The sequence below is a fragment of the Albidovulum salinarum genome, assembly GCF_025673475.1.
In the GTDB taxonomy this organism is placed as follows: domain Bacteria; phylum Pseudomonadota; class Alphaproteobacteria; order Rhodobacterales; family Rhodobacteraceae; genus Albidovulum; species Albidovulum salinarum.
The window spans coordinates 114,186-138,482 of record NZ_JAOVQO010000016.1; the positions used below are offsets into that span (position 1 = coordinate 114,186).

Here is a 24,297-nt window from a genome sequence, read left to right on the forward strand (position 1 = left end):
GGAGTCCGAAAACGGACCCGGATGAGGCAGAAGTGGCGGGCAGGTCGAGCAGGGCAGCCCCCAAAGTGGCGGTACTGATGGGTGGACTTTCCGCGGAGCGGGAAGTGTCGCTCGTGAGCGGGCGCGAATGCGCCAACGCCCTGAGGGAGGCGGGATATGAGGTCGTCGAGGTCGACGCCGGCCGCGACCTTGCCGCGCGCCTTGCAGCACTCTCCCCCGATGTCTGTTTCAACGCGCTCCACGGCCGCTGGGGCGAGGATGGCCGCGTCCAGGGCATGCTCGAATGGCTCGGGCTGCGCTATACCCATTCCGGCGTGCTCGCCTCGGCGCTGGCGATGGACAAGACCCGCGCGAAGAGCGTCTTCCGCGCCGCCGGGCTGCCGGTCGTCGAAAGCCTGCTCGCCCCGAAAGCCGAGGTGATGGCGCGCCACGTCATGGCGCCCCCTTACGTCGTGAAGCCGAATGCCGAAGGCTCCTCGGTCGGGGTCTACATCGTCTCGAAGGACGCCAACACGCCGCCGCAGCTGGGCGAAGAGATGCCCGAGACCGCGATGGTCGAGACCTATGTGCCGGGGCGGGAGCTCACCGTCTCGGTTCTCGGCGACCGCGCAATGTGCGTGACCGAGATCCATACCTCGGGTTGGTACGACTACCATGCGAAATACGCGCCCGGCGGATCGAGCCACACCTGCCCGGCCGACATCCCGGCCGAGATAGCGGACGCCGCGCGCGACTACGCCCTGCGCGCACACAGCGCGCTCGGCTGCCGCGGGCTGAGCCGCAGCGACTTTCGCTGGGACGACAGCCGCGGGATCGACGGGCTCTACATTCTCGAGACGAATACCCAGCCCGGCATGACGCCGACCTCGCTTTCGCCCGAACAGGCGGCGGCCGAGGGAATGTCGTTTTCCCAACTCTGCGCCTGGATCGTGGAGGATGCCTCATGCGACCGCTGAGGGCTCCCGAAGTGCGCCACGGCGAGCACGGTCTGCGGCGGGATCCGGCACCTTCACGGCTTGCCTTCCGGATCGAACGGCTCTGGCTGACGCCGATGTTCCGGGTCGCGATGCGCGTCGGCGTGCCGGTGGCGCTCTGCGTGGTCGTCGTCGGCGGATATCTGGCCAACGAAGGCCGCCGCGCGGCGATCGGGGAGAGTTTCGCCGAGCTAAGACGCAGCATCGAGGAGCGGCCGGAATTCATGGTCACCCTGATGGCGATCGACGGCGCCTCCGAACCGGTCGCGAAGGCGATCCGGGCGATGCTGCCGGTGACGCTTCCGGTCTCGTCCTTCCGGCTCGATCTTGCGGCGTTGCGGGCGACGATCGAGCAGATCGACGCGGTCGCCTCGGCCGAACTGCATGTCCGCAAGGGCGGCGTCCTGCAGATCACCGTCGTCGAGCGCCAGCCGGCGGTGCTCTGGCGCAATGCCACCGGGCTCGAGATGCTTGACGCGACCGGGCACCGGGTGGCGACGCTTCTCGACCGTACCGCGCGGCCTGACCTGCCGGTGATCGCCGGGATGGGTGCCGACGACCGTGTCGGCGAGGCGCTGGAGATCCTGCGCGCGGCACGGCCGATCGGCGACCGGATCCGCGGCCTCGTCTGGATGGGCGAGCGGCGCTGGGACATCGTTCTGGACCGCGACCAGCGCATCCTCCTGCCGGAAGAAGCGCCGGTACCGGCCGTGCAGCGGGTGATTGCGCTCGACGAGGCCGAGGACATGTTCGGCCGTGCGCTCGTCGCCGTCGACATGCGCAACAGAAACCGCCCGACGGTCCGCCTGGCCGCGATGGGCACGGAAACCGAAAACCTCACAGGGCTCGAGACGAAGGTGACAGGGCAATGACCGATCTTTACCAGTCCCAGCGCGCGATGCGGCACATGCGCCGCGCCGCGATGCAGCGTGGTGTTGTCGCGATCCTCGACGTCGGTACGTCGAAGATCGCCTGCTTGGTCCTGCGCTTCGAAAACACCGAGGAGGCGCGCGAGGACGGGCTCGGCTCGCTCGCCGGGCAGTCGCAGTTCCGGGTGATCGGCGCGGCGACGACCCGCTCGCGCGGGGTGCGCTTCGGCGAGGTCGACGCGATGGCCGAGACCGAGCGCGCGATCCGCACCGCGGTGCAGGCGGCGCAGAAGATGGCGCAGACGCGCGTCGACCATGTCATCGCCTGTTTCTCGGGTGCCCGGCCGCGCAGCTACGGGCTCGCGGGCGAGATCGAGCTTGCCGATGGCCAGGTCAGCGAGCAGGACGTCGCGCGGGTGCTCGCCGCCTGCGACGTGCCGGATTTCGGCCAGGGCCGCGAGGTGCTGCACGCCCATCCGGTGAACTTCGCGATCGATCATCGCTCCGGCCTTCGCGATCCGCGTGGTCATGTCGGCAACCGTCTCGCCGCCGACATGCATCTGCTGACGATCGACACGAACGCCGTCCAGAACCTGCTATACTGCATCAAGCGCTGCGATCTGGAGATCGCGGGGCTGGCGTCGTCGGCCTATGTTTCGGGCCTCGCGAGTCTCGTCGAGGACGAGCAGGAACTGGGCGCGGCCTGCATCGACATGGGCGGCGGCGCGACCGGGCTCTCGATCTTCATCAAGAAGCACATGATCTTCGCCGAGAGCGTGCGGCTCGGCGGTGACCATGTTACCTCGGATATCTCCAAGGGCCTGCAGGTGCCGCTCGCGACCGCGGAACGGATCAAGACGATCCACGGCGGGGTCCATGCCACCGGCATGGACGACCGCGAGATGATCGAGATCGGTGCCGATTGCGGCGATTGGGAAAAGGACCGCCGGCAGGTGAGCCGCACCGAGCTGATCGGCATCATGCGGCCCCGCGTCGAAGAGATCCTCGAAGAGGTGCGCGCGGTGCTCGACGCCGCCGGGTTCGACCAGCTGCCGAGCCAGCAGATTGTGCTGACCGGGGGCGCGAGCCAGATTCCGGGGCTCGACATGCTGGCCGCGAAGATCCTCGGACAGAACGTGCGACTCGGCCGGCCGCTGCGGGTTCAGGGGCTGCCGCAGGCGGCGACTGGGGCGGCGTTCGCCTCGACCGTGGGGCTCTGCCTCTTCGCTGCGCATCCCCAGGACGAGTGGTGGGACTTCGAGATTCCCGCGGAGCGCTACCCGGCGCGGTCGCTGCGGCGGGCGATGAAATGGTTTAAAGACAACTGGTAACCGCAAGATCCTGAGAGGTCGGCAAAATGCCGCTCAAACCAAAATCGAGTACCCCCAGATTTTGTGGTTACTGGGCGTTTTTTTGGTGACCTCGGGGGATTCTGTGACTAAAATCGCACTAATGCGGAAAAAGCGGCCGTTCGGGCCGGGGACATGACAGGCGGATAAACAAATGGCATTGAACTTGACGATGAGCGATCGCGAAGAGCTTAAGCCGCGGATCACGGTGTTTGGCGTTGGCGGGGCCGGTGGCAACGCGGTCAACAACATGATCGTGAAGGAACTCGACGGCGTGGAGTTCGTCGTCGCGAACACCGACGCTCAGGCGCTGGCTCAGAGCCATTCCAATGCCCGTATCCAGATGGGTATCAAGGTGACCGAGGGCCTCGGTGCCGGAGCCCGTCCCTCGGTCGGCGCCGCCGCCGCCGAGGAGACGATCGAGGAGATCGTCGACCATCTCGCGGGCGCGCACATGTGCTTCATCACCGCCGGCATGGGCGGCGGAACCGGTACCGGCGCTGCGCCGATCATCGCCCAGGCCGCGCGCGAGCTTGGCGTGCTGACCGTCGGCGTCGTGACCAAGCCGTTCCAGTTCGAGGGCGCGAAGCGGATGCGCCAGGCCGACGAGGGCATCGAGGCCCTCCAGAAGGTCGTCGACACGCTGATCATCATCCCGAACCAGAACCTCTTTCGCCTCGCCAACGAGAAGACCACCTTCACCGAGGCCTTCGCGATGGCGGACGACGTGCTCTACCAGGGCGTCAAGGGAGTCACCGACCTCATGGTGCGGCCGGGCCTGATCAACCTCGACTTCGCCGACGTCCGCTCGGTGATGGACGAGATGGGCAAGGCGATGATGGGCACGGGCGAGGCCTCGGGCGAGGACCGCGCGATCCAGGCCGCCGAAAAGGCGATCGCCAACCCGCTTCTGGACGAAATCAGCCTCAAGGGCGCGAAGGGCGTCCTGATCAACATCACCGGCGGCTCGGACCTCACGCTCTTCGAACTCGACGAGGCCGCGAACCGGATCCGCGAGGAAGTCGATCCGGACGCCAACATCATCGTCGGTTCCACGCTCGACGATACGATGGAGGGCGTGATGCGGGTGTCGGTCGTCGCCACCGGCATCGACGCCTCAATGTCGCAAGCCGAAATGCCGGCGCCGCGCCGCCGCCTTGCCGAGCCGCTGCCGCAGGCGGTCGAGCCCGAGGCCGCGCCCGCGCCGCAGCCGCAGATGCAGCGTGAACCGGCCCCGGTTCGCGCTGCCCAGCCCGCGCCGGCCCCGGCCCGCGTCGCCCAGCAGCCCGCCCCCGTTCCGGCCCGTGCGCCGGAACCGGTTCGGGCCGAGGAGCGCCGCGAGGCCGTGGCCGCGCGCGACGAAGATCGCACGCTGTTCGACTCCGAGCCGGTCGAGGATGACCTGCCGCCGCCCGCCTACCGGCCGGCGGCCCAGGTCCAGAACCTGCATGTCGACGAGGATGCGCAGAGCTTCGTCGCCCCGCGCCCGCGCGCGCCCGGCACCCCCACGCCCGAGGCGCTGGCCCGGCTTCAGGCGGCCGTCGGCCGCACGCCGGGCCAGCCGCCGCGCGCCGCGCAGCCGAGCCCGGCCGCCCCGCGCGCCGTTCCGGCCCAGCAGCCGCAGCGGCAGGCAGAAAAGCCCCGCTTCGGGATCAACACGCTCCTGAACCGCATGGCGGGTCATAACGCCGAGCAGGCCGAGCGGACGACGCCGCCCCTGCGCACACGGCCTCAGGTTTCGGCCGCCTATGACGAGGAGCCGGAGGTCGATCCGGACCAGGAGCGGATCGAGATCCCTGCGTTCCTTCGGCGGCAGGCGAACTGAACGACTCACAAATTCCTGAGAGGGGGTCGGCAACCGCCGGCCCTTTTCTTTTGTTTTTCAGCTCATTGAGGGCGGAATTTGAAGTGATTGGCGGGGCTTCGCCGATGATTCGAGCCAATGTTACATTCAGTTGCAAAGAGTGAGTTGAGCTTATACTCGCGCCGCATTACCTCAACGTTACCAAAAACGCCGGTCTTGATGCCGGGACGAGGTTGAACGTGCAGACGACGATCCGATCCACCGCCACCTTCACGGGCCACGGCCTGCATTCGGGCCTGCGCGCTCGCATGTCGGTCCATCCGGCTTCGGCCGAGTATGGAATCTGGTTCCGCCGTACCGATGTGATCGGCCGCGACGCGATGGTGCAGGCGCACTGGTCGGCGGTGTCGAACGCCAAGCTCTGCACCGTGATTTCCAATGCCGCCGGGACGAGCATCTCGACCATTGAGCACATCATGGCCGCGCTCGCCGGATGTGGCATCCAGAACGCGCTGATCGAGATCGACGGGCCGGAAGTGCCGATTCTCGACGGGTCGTCGGCGCCGTTCGTCGCCGGGATCATGGCGCGCGGCGTGCGGGTGCTCGACGCGCCGCTGCGGCTCTTCGAGGTGCTGAAGCCGGTCGAGGTCCGCGAGGGCGTGGCGATGGCCCGGCTCGAGCCGGCCCCGACGCTTGAGATCGACTTCGCGATCGACTTCGCCGACGCTGCGATCGGCCGCCAGCAGAAGCGGCTGTCGATGACCAACGGCGCCTTTCTGCGCGAACTCAGCGACAGCCGGACGTTCTGCCGTCAGGCGGATGTCGAGGCGATGCGTGCCAACGGCCTCGCGCTTGGCGGCAGCTACGAGAATGCGGTGGTGGTCGAGGGCGAGCGGGTCCTGTCGCCGGGTGGCCTGCGCCATGCCGACGAGGCGGTGCGCCACAAGATGCTCGACGCGCTCGGCGACCTTGCGCTTGCGGGGGCTCCGATCCTTGGCCGCTACACCGGCAACCGCGCCGGTCACGCGATGACCAACCGTCTGCTCCGGGCGCTCTTCGCCGATCCAAGTGCCTACAGGGTCGTCGAATCCACCGCCGAGCAGCGCCGCCTCCTGCCCGGAGCGGGTATTGATCGCGCCGATATTTCGGCCGTCGCCTGAGCTGGTGCACGGGTGCGAAAGGCGTTTTGCGCCCCGGATTTTTCTGTGCTAGACGAGGCCGGTGCAGGGCCGGCAAACCGGTGGACCAGCCGGAATCGAGAAGCAGAAACGGGATAGGCAAAACATGGGGCGGGCGAGAATTACGGCAAATCTTGTCGGCAGCCTCGCGCTGGCCGCTTTTCTGTCGGCCTGTGGCGGCGGTACGCCGACGTCGGCCGAATTCGAGAAGCTCGATGCCGAGACGATCTACAAGCTGGGCGAGTACGAACTCGCCAACAGCCGCAAGGGCGCCGATGCAGTCACCTATTTCTCCGAGGTGGAGCGGCTCTATCCCTATTCCGAGTGGGCCAAGCGGGCGCTGATCATGCAGGCGTTCGCCTATCACAAGGACCGCGACTACGAGAACAGCCGCGCGTCCGCGCAGCGCTATATCGACACCTACCCGGCTGAGGAGGACGCGGCCTACGCGAAATACCTGCTCGCGCTGTCCTACTACGACCAGATCGACGAGGTCGGGCGCGACCAGGGCCTGACCTTCCAGGCGCTGCAAGCCCTGCGCGCGGTGATCGAGGAATATCCCGACAGTGACTATGCGCGCTCGGCGATCCTCAAGTTCGACCTCGCCTTCGACCATCTCGCGGCGAAGGAGATGGAGATCGGCCGCTACTACCTCAAGCGCAACCACTACACCGCCGCGATCAACCGGTTCCGCGTCGTGGTCGAGGACTACCAGACGACGTCGCACACGCCCGAGGCGCTGCACCGGTTGGTGGAGAGCTACCTCTCGCTCGGCCTGACCGACGAGGCGCAGACCGCGGGTGCTATCCTCGGCCACAACTTCCGCTCGACCGTCTGGTACGAGGACAGCTTCCGGCTGCTGACCGGAAAGGGCCTGCAGCCCGAGGTGAAGGGCGACGGCTGGCTCGCACAGATCTACCGGCAGATGATCCGGGGCGAATGGATGTGACCGTGCGCTGAGGCGCACGCTCCGGGGGCGGGCATGCTCAGATCACTGGAAATCCGTGACATGCTGATCATCGAGCGGCTGGAGCTCGGCTTCCGGCCGGGTCTCAACGTGCTCACCGGCGAAACCGGCGCGGGCAAGTCGATCCTGCTGGACTGCCTCGGTTTCGTGCTCGGCTGGCGCGGCAGGGCCGAACTGGTGCGCACGGGCGCTGCGCAGGGCGAAGTGACGGCCGTTTTCGATCTGCCTGAGGGCCACGCGGCCCGCACGATCCTGGCCGAGGCGGGGCTCGATGCCGGCGATGAGCTGATCCTGCGCCGGGTGAACGCCGCCGACGGGCGCAAGACCGCCTATGTCAACGACCGCCGGACCTCGGGCGAGGTGCTGCGGGCGCTGTCGGACACGCTGATCGAGCTTCACGGCCAGCATGACGACCGCGGGCTTTTGAACCCGCGCGGGCACCGGCAGCTTCTCGATGCATTCGCGGGTGCGGATCTCGCGCCGGCACGGCGCGCCTGGGCGGCGCGCGCGGCCGCGCGCCGGGCACTCGAGGCCGCCGAGGCCGATCTCGCCGAAATGCGCGCCGAGGAGGATTACCTGCGCCATGCTGTGGCGGAGCTGGACGCGCTCGACCCGATGCCGGGCGAGGAGGCGGAACTCGACGCAAGGCGAAGGACGATGCAAGCCGCGGCGCGGATCCGCGAGGATATCTCGCGCGCGGTCCAGGCGCTCGGGTCGGACGGCGCCGAGGGGCTGATGGCCGATGCGAGGCGCTGGCTCGATGGCGCGGCGGAGAAGGCCGAGGGTAGGCTCGACGGTGCGATCGCGGCGTTGGAGCGGGCCCTGACCGAACTCGGCGAGGCGGCGCAGGGGGCCGAGACCTGCCTTGAGGCGCTGAGCTTCGACCCGCGCGAGATCGAGGCGGTCGAGGAGCGGCTGTTCGCGATCCGCGGGCTCGCGCGCAAGCACGGGGTGCTCGCCGACGACCTTGGCGGGTTCGCGGGGGAACTGCGCGGCCGGCTTGCGGCCGTCGATGGCGGGGCGGAGAATATCCGCAGCCTCACCGAAGCGGTGGCGGCGGCGGATGCCACCTATGATGTTGCTGCGGCGGCGCTGAGTGATACCCGGCGAGAAGCGGCTGTGCGGCTGGATGCGGGCGTGGCGGCGGAGCTTGCGCCCTTGAAGATGGAGCGCGCCCATTTCGCCACGGAGATCACTCCGGGCGAGGCCGGGCCGGAGGGCTGCGACCAGGTCGCCTTCACGGTCGCGACCAATCCCGGGGCGCCGGCGGGAGCGCTGAACCGGATCGCCTCAGGGGGCGAGCTCTCGCGGTTCCTTCTTGCCCTCAAGGTCGTCCTGGCGCGCGGCGGCGAGGCTCTGACGATGATCTTCGACGAGATCGACCGCGGCGTCGGCGGCGCGACCGCCGACGCGGTGGGTCGCCGGCTCGCGCGGCTCGCCGAGACGGCGCAGATCCTCGTCGTGACCCACAGCCCGCAGGTCGCGGCGCGCGGCGCCCATCACTGGCGGGTGGAAAAGCGCGTTGCGGCGGGGATGACGACATCGACGGTCGTGCCGCTTGCTCCGGCGGAACGGATCGGCGAACTGGCGCGGATGCTCTCGGGCGAGAATGTCACCGACGCGGCCCGCGACGCCGCGCGTGCGCTTCTGACCGGCTGAGGCTCACCGAAAGGCGGCGCCCGTTCCGGGCGCCACGAGATCTCTCGCCCCCTGCTTCGGCAGGGGGCTCGGATTTGCCTCCGGCGGGGATACTTGGGGCAAGATGAAGGCGCGGTCGCGGTTTCGCCTTGCCGGAAATATCCCCGCCGGAGGCACCTGAGCCGACGCACGGAACGCGCGGCAGGCGAGGTGGGAACATTGGCCCGGAACGGGCCTCCGCCGGATACCGGCGTGGCCGCCCGCTTGCCTGATGCCGGTCTTTGGCATAAGCGGGGACGAACGACTTCCAAGGATCGAGACCCAGATGCGTCTTTCCCGCTATTTCCTGCCCGTCCTCAAGGAAAACCCCGCCGACGCGCAGATCGTCAGCCACCGCTACATGCTGCGCGCGGGCATGATCAAGCAGCAGGCCGCCGGGATCTATTCCTGGCTGCCGATGGGCTTCCGGGTCCTCAAGCGCATCGAGGAGATCGTGCACCAGGAACAGATCCGCGCCGGCCATATCCCGATGCTGATGCCGACGCTCCAGCCCGCCGATCTCTGGCGCGAGTCCGGGCGCTACGACGATTACGGCGAGGAGATGCTGCGCATCACTGACCGCCACAAGCGCGACATGCTCTACGGGCCGACGAACGAGGAGATGATCACCGACATCTTCCGCGCCCATGTCGGCTCCTACAAGGACCTGCCGCTGACGCTCTACCACGTCCAGTGGAAGTTCCGCGACGAGATCCGCCCGCGCTTCGGCGTCATGCGCGGCCGCGAGTTCTACATGAAGGACGGCTACAATTTCGACCTGACGAAGGAAGACGCGCTGCACGCCTACAACCGCCATCTGGTCAGCTATCTGCGCACCTATGAGCGGATGGGTCTGCAGGCGATCCCGATGCGCGCCGACAGCGGGCCGATCGGCGGCGACGACACCCATGAATTCCTCGTCCTCGCCGCGACTGGCGAAAGCGAGGTCTTCTACGACAGCGCCATCACCGACCTGAAGTTCGGTGACCGCGAGATCGACTACGACGATCACGCCGCCTGCCGCGGGGTGCTGGAGGAGTTCACCTCGCGCTATGCCCGCACCGACGAGACCCATGACGAGGCGGTGTTCAGCCAGATCCCCGAGGAGCGCCGCCGGGTGGCGCGCGGCATCGAGGTCGGCCAGATCTTCTACTTCGGCACCAAGTATTCCGAGCCGATGGGCGCCATGGTCGTCAACGACAAGGGTGAGCGGGTGCCGGTCCACATGGGCTCGCACGGGATCGGCGTGTCGCGGCTTGTCGGCGCCATCATCGAGGCATCCCACGACGAGAAGGGCATCATCTGGCCCGAGGGTGTCACGCCCTTCCACTGCGGCATCGTCAACCTCAAGCAGGGCGACGCGGCGACCGACGCGGCCTGCGCCGAGATCTACGGCGCGCTCACCGCGAAGGGGCTCGAGCCGCTCTATGACGACCGCGACGAGCGGGCGGGCGCGAAGTTCGCGACGATGGACCTGATCGGCCTGCCGTGGCGGATCACCGTCGGCCCGCGCGGCCTCGCCGCCGGCAAGGTCGAGGTCACCTCGCGCCGCACCGGAGAGAGCGAGGAGATGAGCGTGCTCGCCGCGGTCGACCGGATCGCCGCGCTCTACAAGGGCGTCTGACCCGTGGCCGAGATCATGGCCTTCGGCGACAGCCTGACCTGGGGCTCGCGTCCCGATGGCCTTGGCCGTCACGCGGCGGAGGATCGCTGGCCGAACGTGCTCGCCGCCGGGCTCGAGGGTGTCAGGGTCGCCGCCGAGGGGCTGCGTGGTCGCTCCACGGCCTACGACCGTCAGTCCGCGTCCTGCGACATGAACGGCGCGCGGATCCTGCCGGTGCTCCTGCACAGCCACGCGCCGCTCGACGCGGTCGTGGTCATGCTCGGTAGCAACGATATCTGGGAAGACCATCCGGTGTGGCGGGTGCGGGACGGGTTGATGCGGGTCGTCGAGGTGATCCAGCACCATGCCTACCGGTTGCCCGCGCCGCACCGTCCGGACGTGCTGCTCGTCGCGCCGCCGGCGATGGTCGCCTGTGCCGACCCCGACGTCACGCCCTCCAAGATCGCGGCTTCCGAGGCCTATGCCGAGGTCGTACAGCGGGTGGCCGAGGCCCATGCGCTGCCCTGGTTCGACGCGGGGACCGTGGCGCGGGCCTCGGTGCTCGATGGCGTCCATCTCGACGCCGAGGCGACGCGGGCCGTGGGGCGCGCCCTCCGTGCTCCGGTCGCGACGCTTCTCTCGGCGCGCGAAACGCGCTAGAGAGGAACCGGGGGCAGGAGGCGGATCGGTGCTCAAGGTCTTGAGTTTCGCGGGCGCGCTCGCCGGCGCGGCGGCCCTGTCGCAGTTCCCCGAATTCTCGCAACAGTACCTCCAGAGGCTCGGCGGGCAGGTCGACGCCCTCGGCCAGATCACGGCGGAATTCGACGCCTCCGCCGAAAAGGCGGGGCTGAGCCGCGACGCGGCGCTGGCGTCCATGTCGGGAACCGAGTTCCTGGGTTACCGCCAGGAGGACATGCGCCGCGCCTTCGCGCGCCACGAGCGCCTGTCGTCGGACCTCGCGCTCCTGCGCGTCGCCGGGCCGTTCGAGCGGGTGCTCCTGCCGCACCGCTTCGCCGACCGCGCCCTGCTGGAGGCGACCTGGGCGGATTTCAAGCCGGCGATGCCGGTGACGACCGCCGGTCTGGCGACGGCCGGGGCCGGCTTTGCCGGAGGCTGGGCGGCGGTGGCGGGGCTCCTGTCGCTGATCCTCTCGCCTTTCCGCCGCCGGCGCCTCGACTAGCGGTCAGTTCGCAAGCCCCGCCTCGGTGAGGTAGGTCGCCATCCCCTCGACATTCATCGGCCGCCAGTCGACATACTGGCCCCAGCCGGAATAGGCGTCCATCGTCACCTCGGCCTGAAGGTCGGCGACCGACTTGCCGGCCTTGAGCCCGTCGAGCACCGCTGCGCGCAGTTCCTCGATATAGACGCGGGTCGGCGCGAGATCGGCATGGGTGCCGATCCGGCCGTGACCGGGCGCGAAGGTCTCGAAATCGAGGCTCTCGGCCTTGGCGATCTGTTGGGTCCAGTCGTCGATATTGGCGCCACCGAAGGTCTGGTAGGGCAGCCGTTCCGGCGAGGAGACATCGACAATGAAGCCCACGTTCTCGGGCCGCACCACGACCGCGATCATGTCCTCGCCATGGCCGGGGCCGAGATAGGTGAGCTCGAAGGTCTTGCCGCCAAGCTCGAAAGAATGCGTATCGGCGAAGCGTTCGGTCGGGGTGACGCCGTCGATCTCGGCGGGCGCGTTCTCATGCGCTATGACATGGGCGCCCTCGTAGACCGCCCCGCCCGAGGCGTGGTCGGCGTGGGAATGCGAATAGATCAGGTGGGTGACCGGCTGGTCGGTGACCTGGGCCAGGTTCTCCTTCAGCCAGGTCGCGGCCTCGGCGTCGATCGGGTCGACGACGACTGTGCCCTCGCCGGTCGCCACGACCAGCGAGTAATGGAAGTTGTTCTGGAACCGGTAGACGTCGCCCGCGACGTTCTCGATCGCGCGGGTCGCTTCCTGGGCAAACGCGGATGTCGAGAGCGCGAGCGCCGCCGCGAGCGAAAGGGTGATCCGTGTCATGTCGTCCTCCCGTTGTTCGTGCGCGCGAATGATGCGGGGCATGGGGGCAGGGGGGCAACGCGCGCGCCCATCACGTTCCGGTGAGCGGGTGCCGGGCCGGCGGGCTCCCGCGCCTTGACCCGGCGCGCCATTCGGCGCATGTGTCCGCCCGACCAGAGAGGGAGCAGACCTTGGCGACCGCGCCGTTTTCCGCCTTCGAATTCATGATCGCCTGGCGCTACCTGCGCGCGCGCCGCGCCGAGGGGGGGGTCAGTGTAATGACCTGGATCAGCCTCATCGGCATCGCGCTCGGCGTGATGGCGCTGATCGTGACGTTGGCGGTCCGGGCCGGATTCCGGACCGAGTTCGTCGATACCATCCTCGGCTCGAACGCCCATGTCGCGGTGAGTCGCGCGACCTGGGTCGACGAGAATGGCGTATCCAGCCGGGCGATCCCCGAGGCCGGGCGGCTGGCAGAGACGGTCCGCGCCATTCCCGGCGTCACCCGCGCCGCGCCCATCATCCGCGGCCAGGCGATGGCAACGCTGAACGACCGTTCCAACGTCGCCGAGGTCTATGGCATTTCGCTCGACGACCTGAAGACGATCCCGCGGGTCGCGGGTTCGGACGAGGCGCTCGGCGATATCGAACGGTTCGGCGAGGGCATGGCGATCGGCGTCGGGATCGCCCGCGATCTCGGCGTCGGCATCGGCGACCGGGTGAAGCTCATTCAGCCGAGCGGGGCGAAGACCGCCTTCGGCACGAGCCCACGCGTCAATGCCTACGAGGTCGTCTATATCTTCTCGGCCGGGCGCTGGGACATCGACCGCACAAGGATCTACCTGCCCTACGAGGAGGCGCAGAGCTTCTTCAACCGCGAGGCCGGGGCAGACGAGATCGAGGTCTATGTCGCCGATCCCGAGGCGATCGACAGCTATGGCCCGGCGCTCTACGAGGCCGGCGGCGACGGCACCATCCTCTGGACCTGGCGCGATTCCTCGGGCGCATTCCTCAACGCGCTCGACATCGAGGATGACGTGATGTTCCTGATCCTCGCGCTCGTGGTGATGATCGCGGCGCTGAACATCACCTCGGGCCTCGTGATGCTGGTGAAGAACAAGGGCCGCGACATCGGCATCCTCAGGACCATGGGCCTGACCGAGGGCTCGGTGTTGCGGGTCTTCTTTCTCTGCGGCGCGTTCACCGGCGTGATCGGAACGCTGGCGGGCGTGGTCCTCGGCTGCGTCATCGCGCTCAACATCGATGCGATCATGTCGGCGATCAACTGGATGACCGGCGGTGGTGCCTGGGATCCCTCGATCCGCGGGATCTACCGGCTTCCGGCCGAGCTTCGCGCCTGGGACCTGGGGCGTGCGGTCGGGCTGTCGCTGCTGCTGTCGTTCCTTGTCACGATCTTCCCGGCGCGGCGGGCCGCGCGGATGAACCCGGTGGAGGCGCTGCGCTATGAGTGAAGCGGTGCTGGCCCTCCAGGGCATCGAGAAGACCTATCTCAGGGGCACGCCGGGCGAGGTACGGGTCCTGAACGGGCTCGACCTGACGGTCGGGCGTGGCGAGGTCGTGGCGCTTGTGGCGCCGTCGGGGGCGGGCAAGTCGACGCTCCTGCACATCGCGGGGCTTCTCGACACCGCCGATGGCGGGACGGTGTCGATCGGCGGCAAGGTGATGACGGGGCTCTCCGACCGGGCCCGCACCGCGGCGCGGCGGCAGGACGTGGGCTTCGTCTACCAGTTCCACCACCTCCTGCCGGAATTCACCGCCGAGGAGAACATCGTCCTGCCGCAGCTCGCCAACGGCACCGCCAAGGTCGGCGCCGAGGCGCGGGCGCACGATCTTCTGGGCCGGGTGGGGATCGCGGCGCGGGCGAAGCACCGGCCGGCCGAGCTGTCGGGCGGCGAGCAGCAGCGGGTGGCCTTCTGCCGGGCGCTCGCCAACCAGCCGAAGCTTCTTCTGGCCGACGAGCCCACCGGCAACCTCGACCCGGCGACCGCCGATCAGGTCTTCGACACGCTGATGGAGCTCGTCCGCGAAACCGGGCTTTCGGCGGTGATCGCCACGCACAATCTGGAACTCGCCGCGCGCATGGACCGCGTGCTGCGGCTCGAGGCGGGCCACCTCGCCTGAGCGGGGCCGCCGGACAAGGGAGAACGAAAGATGCCGACCATTACCATCGCCGAGATCGAGGCGCGCACGACGGATGCGCTGGTCCGCCACGGCGCCGCCGACTGGGTCGCCGCCGAGGTTGCCCGTGCGGTCGGCCGCGCCGAGGCCACCGGCAACGTGATCTGCGGGCTCTACTATCTCGAGAGCTATTGTCAGCAGCTCGCAAGCGGGCGCGTGAAGGGCGACGTGGAGCCGGTCGTGACGCGGCCCCGCCCCGGCGCAGTCCGGGTCGACGCGCGGTTCGGCTTTGCCCAGACCGCCTTCGCGCGGGCCTTGCCCGAGGCGCTGGAGGCGGCGCGGGACTGCGGCACCGCCTCGCTCGCGGTGGGGCATGCCCATACCTGCACCTCGCTTGGCTATTTCACCGAGCAGCTGGCGCAGGCCGGGCTGATTGCGATCGGCTTCACCAACGCCTCGCCGATCGTCGCCCCGCCGGGCGGCAAGGCGCGGGTGATCGGCACCAACCCGATCGCCTGCTCGGTCCCTGACGGCAAGGGCGGGATCGCGATGCAGTTCGACTTCTCGACCTCGGCCGTGGCGCTTGGCAAGATCACCATGGCCAAGGCGGCGGGCGAGAAGATCCCGCTCGGCTGGGCCGTCGATGCCGAGGGCAATCCCACGACGGATCCCGCCGCGGCACTTGGCGGCGCGCTGGTTTCGGCCGGCGGTCACAAGGGCTGGGGTTTCGGGCTGATGGCGGAGATTCTGGCCGCCGGCATGACCGGCGGCGTCAACTCGGTCGATGTGAAGCCGCTGAAGGCGCCCGAGGGGCCGCCGCATGACCTCGGCCAGTTCTACCTGATGATCGACCCGGCGCTGTCGCCGGATTTCGCGGCCCGCTTCACTCGCCTCGCCGAGGCCGTCGCCGCCGACGAGGGCGCGAGGCTGCCCGGTGCGCGGGTCAGGGGCAAGGACAGCGCCGAGGTGCCGGAACCGCTCTGGAACCTCGTGCTCGGGCTTTGCGGTCAAAACTGATCCGGATCAAGGCGCAGGACGCGCGCCAGCCCTCAGGATGGGCCTGAACCAGACGGAGATTGCCGATGCGCGCCCTTGCTCTTTTGATCCTCCTTGCCGCGAGCCCGGTCATGGCCGCGGACGACACCGCCCTCGGGCGCGACACCTTCCACGGCTCCTGCGCCTCGTGCCACGGCGCCGAGGCGAAGGGCGGCGGGCCGATGTCCGAGATCCTCACGGTCGAGGTGCCGGACCTCACGACGATCGCGGCGCGCAATGGCGGTGCGTTCCCCTGGCTGAAGGTGATCCATATCGTCGATGGCCGCACCGGACTCCGGGGGCATGGCGACCCGATGCCCGTCTTCGGCGCGGTCTTCACCGGCGACACCTCTGTTGCCGATGCGCGAGACGGCACGCCGGTCATCACCTCGGCGCGGGTGCTCGCGGTGGTCGACTACCTCGCCGCGATCCAGGCAACACCCTGATCCGGTTGCGGCCCGCGCGCGGGCAGGGCAGAGTGGCGGGAGACGGGCAGGAGGGCAGAATGATCCGGACGGCAGTGGTATTTCTCGCGGCAGGGGCCGCGCTTTCGGCTTGCGCGCCCGAGCAGCAGGTCTCGGGCCGGGCGCTGTACGGGGATTACTGCGCCGCGTGCCACGGGGCGGACGGCAAGGGCGATGGCCCGGCGGCGGAGGGGCTCGGCAAGGCCCCTGCCGACCTGACGACGATCGCAGCCCGTAACGGCGGCACCTTCCCGAAGGTGAAGGTGATGTCGGTGATCGACGGCTATACGCGGCGCGGCGACCGCTCCTCGGTGATGCCGGAGCTTGGAGTGGCCTTGCAGGAAGGCCCGCTGGTCATGGTCGAGACCGGCGAGGGGGTGCTGACCCCGACGCCGGTGAACCTCGTCGCGCTGGCGGATTACCTCGAAAGGCTGCAAGAATAGCCTCGTAGGTCGGAGGCGGCGGGAGGACAGGATGCGGGCGGAACTGGCCTATTTCCCGGGATCGCCCTTCGCGCGCATGGGCCGCGTCCTGATCGCCGAGTGGGCGCTCGCGGTGACTCCGGTTGAATGGCGCTTCCCTCCGCCCGTGGAGCTCTTCGCGCTCAATCCGCTCGGCCAGGTGCCGGCGTTGCTCATGGACGATGAGGCGGTGTTTCCGACCTTCCTGATCCTCGAGCGGCTCTGGGAATTGGCCGGCTGGCCCGATGAGGGCTACCGGCCGGGTGCCGAACGGCAGATGCTCCTGACGACGTTGCAGGCGGGCGACGCGCTTGCTGCCGCGTTCTATCAGGACTGGAGCGGCTTGCGTCCGGTGGCCAGGAACCATATCGGCTTCGATCCTGCGGCGCGCAACCTCGAACGCTTCGGCCGTACGCTCGACTGGCTCGATGCGCGCGCTTCCCAAGGCTTGCTGCGGCCCGGCGTCACGCTGCCCGGCGTGGCGGCGGCCTGTCTGCTGCTCTGGTCGAAGGCGCGTGGCGGGCCGTACTGGGCCGGCCGGCCATATCTCTGGTCGATCGTCCGGGCGCTCGCGGGCCGCGACAGTTTCCTCACGACCGTGCCGCAGCCCTGGACGCCGGGCTGAGGATCAGACCAGCGCCGCGACCGATCGGCCGAGCCGGAACGGCGCGGCGAAGGCGACGAGGCAGAGCGCGATCACCTGCAGGGTCAGGATCTGCGAGTTTTCCTGCAGGAACTCCCATTCCGCCTTGAGTCGCCTCAGCTGGTCGATGAGCTCCTCATAAGCGCTTGCGATCACCCGGTATTCCGCGCCGATCGTGATCAGGTCGGGATTGCCGTCGAGCGCCTTGAGCGCCGCCTGGGTGGTTTCGTCCTGGGCGGCGAAGGCGAGGAAGGTCGCGGGATCGAACTGCTCGGCCTCGGCCCGCATCGCATCCTGGCTCATGCCGACGGGGCTCTCCGCGTCGCCGGGATCGCCGAACAGGAAGCGCAGCGCCGAGAGCGGGACGGTGGTCTGGGTGACCTCGAGAAACAGCGGCAGGCCACGGTTCTCGGCGGTCGAGGCGGAGAGGAACTCGACCTTGTTGCAGAGCGCCCGGACATGGGGCTGGAACGGGCCGGGATGGCGGTCGCCCTCGCAATGCACCAGTCGGAACCGCGCCGCGTCGCGGTCGAAAGCGCGGGTCGTCGCATAGGCGATGTCGATCTGGCGGTCCAGTTTCGAACTGTCGGCGGTGTAGACCTCGGCCAGAACGGCGGCGAGCGCCCCGACGCCGCCGAGCAGGACCCAGATCAGGTCGGCGATCTTCCACGCCCGGGCCTCGGCGCCGTACCGGAAGAGCGGCAGCACCGCGGCGAGCCCGGCGCCGAAGCAGGCGAGGAGCAGGAGGAGCTGGTTGTCGATGATGAAGGACATGGTTCCCGACGTCGGTGCTGGCGATATGCGGATCGGACCGGGTCGGATCGGACGAGACCGGGCGCTTCCTTCCCCCCGTGGGGGAGGGAGTGGGTGAGGCGACGCCTGGTGGTTATCCCCCACCCCCATCCCCTCCCCACAAGGGGGAGGGGAGGCTCCCGAACCCGGCGTTTCGCAGTGGTTCGACCATCTTCCAAGGAAGCCTGACCGAGCCGGGGCTTGATGGCAAGCGGTGCGCCGTCAGCGCTTGCGCATCGCGTCGAGGAGCGCGGCGCCGAGCGCGCCGGTCGAGGCGCCTCCCGAGGGCGCGCCTTTCGGACCGGACGCCATCGGGCCTTTCGGGCCCCGCGCCGCCTGACCGCCCGGCCGCGCGTCGCGCGCGGCGCGGTCGTCGCGCGCCGAGCTGCCGCCGTCCTTGCGCATGGTCAGCCCGATGCGCTTGCGCGCCACGTCGACCTCGGTCACCCGCACCTTCACCACGTCGCCCGCCTTCACGACCTCGTGCGGGTCCTTCACGAAGCGGTCGGCGAGCTGGCTGACATGGACGAGCCCGTCCTGATGCACGCCGATATCGACGAAGGCGCCGAAGGCGGCGACGTTCGTGACCGTGCCCTCCAGCACCATGCCGGGCTTCAGGTCCTTGATGTCCTCGACCCCCTCGGCGAAGCTCGCGGTGACGAAGCTCGGGCGCGGATCGCGGCCGGGCTTTTCCAGTTCGGCGAGGATGTCGCGCACCGTCGGCAGGCCGAACTTCCCGTCGACGAACTCCTCGGCCCGGAGCCGGCGCAGCGCCGCGGTGTCGCCCATCAGCGCCCGCAGGTCGCGGCCGCAGGCCTTCACGATGCGGCGGGCGACGTCGTAGGCCTCGGGGTGGACGGCGGAAGCGTCCAGCGGCTCGGCGCCGTCGCGGATCCTGAGAAAGCCCGCGCATTGCTCGAAGGCGCGGGGGCCGAGGCGGGTGACGTCGAGAAGGTCCTTGCGCGAGCGGAAGGCGCCCTTTGCGTCGCGATGGGCGACGATCGCCTCGGCAAGGCCGGGGCCGAGGCCGGAGACATGCGCGAGAAGCGGCGCCGAGGCGGTGTTGAGATCGACGCCGACCGCGTTCACCGCGTCCTCGACCACGGCTTCGAGCGCGCGCGAGAGCCGGTGCTGGTCGACATCGTGCTGGTACTGGCCGACGCCGATCGACTTCGGCTCGATCTTCACCAGTTCCGCGAGCGGGTCCTGCAGCCGCCGCGCGATCGAGACTGCGCCGCGCAAGGAGACGTCGAGATCGGGGAACTCCCGCGCCGCCAGTTCGGAGGCCGAATAGACCGAGGCGCCGGCCTCGGAGACGACGACCTTGGTGGGCGTCTTCACGCCTTTCGGCAGGAGCTTCAGCGTCTCGGTCACCAGCCGCTCGGTCTCGCGGCTGGCGGTGCCGTTGCCGATGGCGATGAGCTCGACGCCGTGCTTCGCGACGAGCTGGAGGATTGCCGCTTGCGCGCCGCGCAGGTCGTTCTTTGGCTGGAACGGATAGAGCGTCTCGGTCGCGACGAGTTTGCCGGTGGCATCGACGACGGCGGCCTTGACCCCGGTGCGGATGCCGGGATCGAGGCCGAGCGTCGCGCGCGGCCCGGCCGGGGCGGCGAGCAGCAGGTCCTTGAGATTGCGGGCGAAGACCTGGATCGCCTCCTCATGGGCGCGGCCGCGCAAGGTGCCGAGAAGGTCGAGCATCATCGTCATCGAGAGCTTCACCCGCCAGGTCCAGCCCGCGACGCCGCGCAGCCATTCATCGCCCTTGCCGCTGCCGCGCGGGTCGAGTGCGGCCGCCACGATCGCCTCGGCGCGGGCCGCGCCGACCTCGGGTTCGGGGCCGATGTCGAGCGTGACGACGCCCTCGTTCGAGGCGCGCAGAAGCGCCAGCGCCCGGTGCGAGGGGATGCTAGCCCACAGCTCGCGGTGGTCGAAATAGTCGGAGAACTTGGCGCCCTTCTCCTCCTGCCCGGCGATCACCCTGGCGCTGACCACGGCCTCCTTCTGCATGAAGTCCCGGAGCCCGCCGAGAAGGCCCGCGTTTTCCGCGAGCCCCTCGGCGATGATGTCGCGGGCGCCCGCGAGCGCGTCCTTCACCGTCGGCACCGCCTCGGTCACGAAGCCGGCGGCCAGCGCCTCGGGGTCGGCCATGCGGTCGGCGAGGATCGCCTCGACCAGCGGCTCCAGCCCGTTTTCCCGCGCGATCATCGCCTTGGTGCGGCGCTTGGGCTTGTAGGGCAGGTAGATGTCCTCGAGCTCGGCCTTCGTTACCGCCTTGGCGATCGACAGCGCGAGGTCGTCGGTCAGCTTGTCCTGCGACCTGATCGAGTCGACGATCGCCGCGCGCCGCGCTTCCAGCTCGCGCAGGTAGGTGAGCCGGTCGGCCAGCGTCCGGAGCTGGCTGTCGTCGAGCCCGCCCGTCACCTCCTTGCGGTAGCGCGCGACGAAGGGCACGGTCGCGCCCTCGTCGAGAAGCGTCACGGCAGCGGTGACCTGTTCGGGACGGGCGCCGATCTCGGTCGCGATGGTCCCGGCGATGCGTCTTGCAGTGTCCAAGGGGCTCCTCCGGTCGGTTGGAAGAACCTTCTTAGCCACGCCGCGCGGCCGCGCCAAGGGGCGGCCCGGCCTTTGCCGCCGTAGCGCCGGAACCATGCCGGTTTCCGCCGTCCGATCCCGGTGGCGCGCACCGTCCGAAATGATTGCTTGACAGAATGCCGCAACGGCTGTTTCCTCTTAGACAAAAAAGTTGCCACAGAGAAAAGATATCTGCGCGGCGACCTGACGCGCAGTCGTCACCGATAACCAACAGGAGAATGGAATGTCTGACCTCAGTCGGAGAATTGCTGCCATGCACAGGCGCGACGTCCTCGTGGCCTGGGCCTTCGTGATCGGACTGTGGCTTGCCATCGTCTTCGTCGCCCTCGCGACGTGGTCTCTGGCGCCGAGCGGCAGCGCCCGCACGGTTCTGCTGATCGGCGGCGCGACCGTGCTCGTGTTCAACACCGCCGCGATCCTGGCGATGCTCCGGCATTACCGCGAGGACCGCGATTTCATGTATGGGCTCGACATCAAGTTCCTCGATGCCGCCCGCGCGCTGAGGAGGTGAGCACCATGGCCCGCTACATCCCCCCGGTTCAAAGCAAGGTCGGTCAGATCGTCGACGTGATCGTGCTGCTCGTTCTCGCGGTCGGCGCGCTCTATATCCCGCTCTGGATGGGGCTCGCCGGCAGCAGCAAGGTGCCCGTGCCGGTCGACAACCCAACCTGGGAAAGCCTCGGCCAGAATCCGGCGATGGTCGAGAAATGGAACCAGCTCGGCTATGCCGACGCGGCCTCGGCGGCCGAGGTGATCTCGGCGCGGTTCGACTACAGCTTCAGCCTCGGCAGCCTCGTGCTGATGATCGTGGTGATCGTCGGCTACTACGCGATCATGCTCCGCTTCTCCGAAAAGGAGTTCCGCGACGTGATCTCCGAGAAATTCGGCGAACGCTGAGAGGGGGCCATCATGGATATCTGGAACTTCATGGAATACGCGGCCTGGGCGCTTTCGGCGCTCTTCGGCCTCTTCATCATCATCGACTGGCTCCGGACCGACAGCACCTATTCCGAGGAGGTCCTGACCTCTTCGCGGGAAGGCGAGCTCGAGGCCCTGACCGAAGAGCATCACATTTAGGGGGACGTCATGGTTGAGACTGCAACGCAAATCCCCGCAAGCATCGACGCGAGCACACCCGAGAAGGTCGGCCTTCTGAGGGTGCTCGGCCCCGCCCATGTCTGGGCGCTTGGCGTCGGCATCGTGCTCGTCGGCGAATATATGGGCTGGAACTTCGCGGTCGGGAAGGGCGGCGCCTATGCCGCGCTGATCGCCTGCTGGTTCGCGGGCGTGCTCTACACCTGCGTCGCCATGATCGACAGCGAGGTCACCTCGACTGTCGCCGCGGCGGGCGGGCAATACACGCAAGCCAAGCATATCGTCGGGCCGCTCATGGCCTTCAACGTCGGGCTCTACCTCGTCTTCGCCTACACGATGCTCGAGGCGGCGAACGCGATCACGGTGGGCTTCCTCATCGACACCGTGGCGGTGATGACGGGACATGACGGGCTCGACCAGCGCCCCTTCATCATCCTCGCGATCATGTTCCTTGCCTGGCTCAACTACCGCGGCGTGCTGGCGACCTTGAGCTTCAGCCTGGTGATCACCGCCATCGCCTTCTCGGCGATCATCATCCTCTTCCTCGCCACCGCGCCCTTCATGGGCGACAGCCCGCTCCGCCATGCCGAGCTGATGACCGATCTGCCCTATGGCTGGCTCGGCGTGCTCGCCTCGATGCATTTCGGTCTCTGGTACTATCTCGGCATCGAGGGCACGACCCAGGCGGCCGAGGAGGTGCGTTCGCCCGCCCGCGCGCTGCCGTTCGGCACGCTCGCGGGGATCATCACGCTCCTCATCGCGGCGACGCTGACCTGGTATGTCTGCGTCGGCCTGATGCCGTGGGAATATCTCGGCCAGGCGGGCGTTCCGCTCTTCGACGCGGCGCGGCTGTCGGGCTCGACCTTCCTGATGGTGCTTCTGGGCATCGGTACGCTCTTCGCGACGCTCGCCTCGGCCAACGGCTGCATCTGCGACGCCTCGCGCGCCTGGTTCGCGATGGGCCGCGACCACTACCTGCCGTCGTGGTTCGGCGCGGTGCATCCGACCTACCGGACGCCCTACCGCTCGATCATCTTCCTCGTCCCGATCGCGCTGATCTTCGCGCTCGGCGCGCCGCTCGACCAGGTGATCACCTTCTCGATCCTCTCGGGGCTCCTGGAATACACGTTCATGCCGCTGAACGTGATCCTGTTCCGCCGGAAATGGCCGCTCGAGACGATCAAGCGCGGCTACGAACATCCGTTCCACCCGATCCCGGCCATCGTGCTCCTCTGCCTCTGCGGCGTGGCCTTCTTCGCGGTGTTCCTCGGCTATGGCACCCAGCTCGTGGCAATGGTGAGCTTCTACGTCATCGTCTCGCTCTGGTTCCACTTCTGGCGCTACCGCTTCGTGAGCCGGGCGGCGCAGTTCTCCATGCCGTGGCCGCGCCCGGCAGGATACTGACGACAAGGACCGGCCCGTCTCCGACGGCGGGCCGGTCGCAACGGGAGGGATGCCGATGGAACAACTGCTGTTCGGGCTGCTCGCCGCCGGTCTCGGCGCCGCGCTCGCGGTCCAGCTGTGGCGTGGCCGTGGCGCCGGACGCCGCCGCTCCGCGACCCGCGCGCGGTTCTTCGACGCCTGCGCCGGGCTTCTCGGCGACAGCCGGATCACCATCGCGCCGACCGGTTTCCCGCGTCTCGGCGGACGCTACCGGGGCCTGCCCGTCGATCTCCAGGCGGTGCCCGACACGCTCACCTTCCGCAAGCTGCCGGCGCTCTGGGTTCTGGTGACGCTGCCCGGGCCGCTGCCGGTGCGGTCGACCTTCGACCTGATGATCCGCCCGACCGGGGTCGAGCCCTTCTCGAACTTTAACCGCCTGCCCGACCAGATCGACGCGCCCGAGGGCTTCCCGCCCGACTGCGCGGTTCGCACCGACGCGCCCTTGGCCCTGCCGGACGAGGCGTTGCTGCGCCGCCACCTCGGGCTCTTCGCCGCCGCGCGCGTCAAGGAGCTGGTGATCTCGCCCAAGGGCCTGCGCCTCGTCTGGCTCGCCGAGGAGGCGCATCGCGGCCGCTACCTCCTCTATCGCGACGCCGAGATGGGCCAGACTCCCTTCCCGCCCGAACAGGTGATGCCGCTGCTGGATGCGCTCATCGCGCTCAGGGCGGATATCCTGAACGCCGAACTCTCCGAAGAGCGACTGAGCGCATGACCATGGCACCGCGCAGGCCCGTCAACCCCTACCTGGTGCTCGTCGCGGCGATTCTCCTGCCCGGAACCGGGCAGGTCCTGAACCGCCAGCCGGTTCGCGGGCTGATCTTCCTGTTCTTCATGCTCCTGCTCGGCGGTTTCACGCTGAAGACCGCCGCGGCGGACGTCTCGCTCGTCGGCAAGTTCGCCGGCGGGATCTTCGTCTACGCGATGGCGGTCTTCGACGCCTACAGGCACGCGCGAATCCGCGCCGAACTCTGGCACTTTGCCACGAAAACCGGTTCCCAGAGCGCCTGACCAGCATCGCAAACCGGCATCATCCCGCGCCGAGCCGCCCGGATTTCTGTCGAACAAACTTTCCTCTCCATAATATTTGTTTCTTCGTAGTTGATGTGTGTATGGAATGGTGCTAGCGTTTTGGGGAGACGATCCAAGGGAGTCGAAGATGTGCGGGATTGTGGGACTGTTTTTGAAGGACCGGTCGCTGGAGCCTCGGCTCGGGGCGCTTCTG

General features: G+C 68.6%; 25 protein-coding genes. 22 read left to right on the forward strand and 3 right to left on the reverse strand.

The features are described 5' to 3' along the window. Nucleotides 1-32: 32 nt before the first annotated feature. The 10 genes from OEZ60_RS16630 to OEZ60_RS16675 all read left to right on the forward strand — a co-directional run bounded on the left by OEZ60_RS16630 (nucleotide 33) and on the right by OEZ60_RS16675 (nucleotide 11,601). Nucleotides 33-956, forward strand: coding sequence for a D-alanine--D-alanine ligase (locus OEZ60_RS16630; RefSeq protein WP_263338578.1), 924 nt, complete (start codon nucleotides 33-35; stop codon nucleotides 954-956). Beyond that, a complete protein-coding gene (locus tag OEZ60_RS16635) occupies nucleotides 944-1,846 on the forward strand; it encodes a cell division protein FtsQ/DivIB (RefSeq protein ID WP_263338580.1) in 903 nt (300 codons plus the stop codon). Before OEZ60_RS16630 ends, OEZ60_RS16635 begins: the two co-directional genes overlap by 13 nt. Next, on the forward strand, nucleotides 1,843-3,174 hold the full coding sequence (gene ftsA / locus OEZ60_RS16640) for a cell division protein FtsA (protein WP_263338584.1): 1,332 nt from the start codon (nucleotides 1,843-1,845) through the stop codon (nucleotides 3,172-3,174). The genes OEZ60_RS16635 and ftsA overlap by 4 nt, the downstream gene beginning before the upstream one ends. A gap of 172 nt (nucleotides 3,175-3,346) precedes the next feature. Beyond that, complete coding sequence (gene ftsZ / locus OEZ60_RS16645; protein ID WP_263338587.1) at nucleotides 3,347-5,017, forward strand: cell division protein FtsZ; 1,671 nt, start codon at nucleotides 3,347-3,349, stop codon at nucleotides 5,015-5,017. A 218-nt stretch (nucleotides 5,018-5,235) separates the two neighbouring features. Beyond that, nucleotides 5,236-6,156 carry a UDP-3-O-acyl-N-acetylglucosamine deacetylase gene (gene lpxC / locus OEZ60_RS16650; protein ID WP_263338590.1) on the forward strand — a complete coding sequence of 307 codons (921 nt, stop codon included), beginning with the start codon at nucleotides 5,236-5,238 and terminating at the stop codon, nucleotides 6,154-6,156. A gap of 124 nt (nucleotides 6,157-6,280) precedes the next feature. Next, entirely contained in the window at nucleotides 6,281-7,123 is an 843-nt protein-coding gene (locus tag OEZ60_RS16655) for an outer membrane protein assembly factor BamD (RefSeq protein ID WP_263338593.1), read from the forward strand. Nucleotides 7,124-7,156: 33 nt separating this feature from the next. Then, the gene (gene recN / locus OEZ60_RS16660) at nucleotides 7,157-8,800 is read left to right on the forward strand and encodes a DNA repair protein RecN (RefSeq protein ID WP_263338596.1); all 1,644 of its coding nucleotides are present in this window, start codon (nucleotides 7,157-7,159) and stop codon (nucleotides 8,798-8,800) included. A gap of 304 nt (nucleotides 8,801-9,104) precedes the next feature. Further along, on the forward strand, nucleotides 9,105-10,442 hold the full coding sequence (proS, locus tag OEZ60_RS16665; protein ID WP_263338598.1) for a proline--tRNA ligase: 1,338 nt from the start codon (nucleotides 9,105-9,107) through the stop codon (nucleotides 10,440-10,442). A 3-nt stretch (nucleotides 10,443-10,445) separates the two neighbouring features. Further along, nucleotides 10,446-11,081 carry a GDSL-type esterase/lipase family protein gene (locus tag OEZ60_RS16670; protein WP_263338601.1) on the forward strand — a complete coding sequence of 212 codons (636 nt, stop codon included), beginning with the start codon at nucleotides 10,446-10,448 and terminating at the stop codon, nucleotides 11,079-11,081. A gap of 28 nt (nucleotides 11,082-11,109) precedes the next feature. Next, nucleotides 11,110-11,601: a DUF2937 family protein gene (locus OEZ60_RS16675; RefSeq protein ID WP_263338603.1), complete on the forward strand. Its 492-nt coding sequence runs from the start codon at nucleotides 11,110-11,112 to the stop codon at nucleotides 11,599-11,601. A gap of 3 nt (nucleotides 11,602-11,604) precedes the next feature. Here OEZ60_RS16675 and OEZ60_RS16680 read toward each other — a convergent pair whose 3' ends face one another. Further along, nucleotides 11,605-12,432, reverse strand: coding sequence for an MBL fold metallo-hydrolase (locus OEZ60_RS16680; RefSeq protein WP_263338607.1), 828 nt, complete (start codon nucleotides 12,430-12,432; stop codon nucleotides 11,605-11,607). Between the two features lie 203 nt (nucleotides 12,433-12,635). Between OEZ60_RS16680 and OEZ60_RS16685 the strand changes: the two genes are divergently transcribed. The 6 genes from OEZ60_RS16685 (at nucleotide 12,636) to OEZ60_RS16710 (ending at nucleotide 17,135) form a co-directional block, all read left to right on the forward strand. Continuing rightward, a complete protein-coding gene (locus tag OEZ60_RS16685; protein ID WP_263338663.1) occupies nucleotides 12,636-13,883 on the forward strand; it encodes a lipoprotein-releasing ABC transporter permease subunit in 1,248 nt (415 codons plus the stop codon). Continuing rightward, nucleotides 13,876-14,553 (forward strand): ABC transporter ATP-binding protein, encoded by a 678-nt coding sequence (locus tag OEZ60_RS16690; RefSeq protein WP_263338610.1) that lies wholly within the window; start codon nucleotides 13,876-13,878, stop codon nucleotides 14,551-14,553. The genes OEZ60_RS16685 and OEZ60_RS16690 overlap by 8 nt, the downstream gene beginning before the upstream one ends. A 30-nt stretch (nucleotides 14,554-14,583) precedes the next feature. Beyond that, nucleotides 14,584-15,567, forward strand: a complete 984-nt coding sequence (locus tag OEZ60_RS16695; RefSeq protein ID WP_263338612.1) for an Ldh family oxidoreductase — start codon at nucleotides 14,584-14,586, stop codon at nucleotides 15,565-15,567. 65 nt (nucleotides 15,568-15,632) lie between these two features. Further along, nucleotides 15,633-16,031 carry a c-type cytochrome gene (locus tag OEZ60_RS16700; RefSeq protein ID WP_263338616.1) on the forward strand — a complete coding sequence of 133 codons (399 nt, stop codon included), beginning with the start codon at nucleotides 15,633-15,635 and terminating at the stop codon, nucleotides 16,029-16,031. A 59-nt stretch (nucleotides 16,032-16,090) separates the two neighbouring features. Further along, on the forward strand, nucleotides 16,091-16,492 hold the full coding sequence (locus OEZ60_RS16705; RefSeq protein WP_263338619.1) for a c-type cytochrome: 402 nt from the start codon (nucleotides 16,091-16,093) through the stop codon (nucleotides 16,490-16,492). A 31-nt stretch (nucleotides 16,493-16,523) separates the two neighbouring features. Next, entirely contained in the window at nucleotides 16,524-17,135 is a 612-nt protein-coding gene (locus OEZ60_RS16710; RefSeq protein WP_263338622.1) for a glutathione S-transferase family protein, read from the forward strand. Between the two features lie 3 nt (nucleotides 17,136-17,138). Here OEZ60_RS16710 and OEZ60_RS16715 read toward each other — a convergent pair whose 3' ends face one another. Both OEZ60_RS16715 and OEZ60_RS16720 read right to left on the reverse strand, forming a co-directional pair. After that, entirely contained in the window at nucleotides 17,139-17,927 is a 789-nt protein-coding gene (locus OEZ60_RS16715) for a hypothetical protein (RefSeq protein ID WP_263338625.1), read from the reverse strand. Nucleotides 17,928-18,167: 240 nt separating this feature from the next. Next, complete coding sequence (locus OEZ60_RS16720) at nucleotides 18,168-20,498, reverse strand: Tex family protein (RefSeq protein WP_263338629.1); 2,331 nt, start codon at nucleotides 20,496-20,498, stop codon at nucleotides 18,168-18,170. Between the two features lie 262 nt (nucleotides 20,499-20,760). Here OEZ60_RS16720 and OEZ60_RS16725 point away from each other — a divergent pair, with 262 nt between their 5' ends. From OEZ60_RS16725 to OEZ60_RS16750, 6 genes are read left to right on the forward strand one after another with little or no spacing between them, the layout of a single operon-like run. Beyond that, nucleotides 20,761-21,048: a hypothetical protein gene (locus tag OEZ60_RS16725; RefSeq protein ID WP_263338632.1), complete on the forward strand. Its 288-nt coding sequence runs from the start codon at nucleotides 20,761-20,763 to the stop codon at nucleotides 21,046-21,048. Between the two features lie 5 nt (nucleotides 21,049-21,053). Continuing rightward, a complete protein-coding gene (locus OEZ60_RS16730; protein ID WP_263338635.1) occupies nucleotides 21,054-21,434 on the forward strand; it encodes a hypothetical protein in 381 nt (126 codons plus the stop codon). Between the two features lie 12 nt (nucleotides 21,435-21,446). Continuing rightward, complete coding sequence (locus OEZ60_RS16735) at nucleotides 21,447-21,614, forward strand: hypothetical protein (protein WP_263338637.1); 168 nt, start codon at nucleotides 21,447-21,449, stop codon at nucleotides 21,612-21,614. Between the two features lie 9 nt (nucleotides 21,615-21,623). Further along, a complete protein-coding gene (locus tag OEZ60_RS16740; RefSeq protein ID WP_263338640.1) occupies nucleotides 21,624-23,036 on the forward strand; it encodes an APC family permease in 1,413 nt (470 codons plus the stop codon). Between the two features lie 55 nt (nucleotides 23,037-23,091). Continuing rightward, nucleotides 23,092-23,787 carry a hypothetical protein gene (locus OEZ60_RS16745; RefSeq protein WP_263338643.1) on the forward strand — a complete coding sequence of 232 codons (696 nt, stop codon included), beginning with the start codon at nucleotides 23,092-23,094 and terminating at the stop codon, nucleotides 23,785-23,787. Beyond that, nucleotides 23,784-24,083: a hypothetical protein gene (locus tag OEZ60_RS16750; RefSeq protein WP_263338646.1), complete on the forward strand. Its 300-nt coding sequence runs from the start codon at nucleotides 23,784-23,786 to the stop codon at nucleotides 24,081-24,083. The genes OEZ60_RS16745 and OEZ60_RS16750 overlap by 4 nt, the downstream gene beginning before the upstream one ends. The last annotated feature ends 214 nt before the right edge of the window (nucleotides 24,084-24,297 follow it).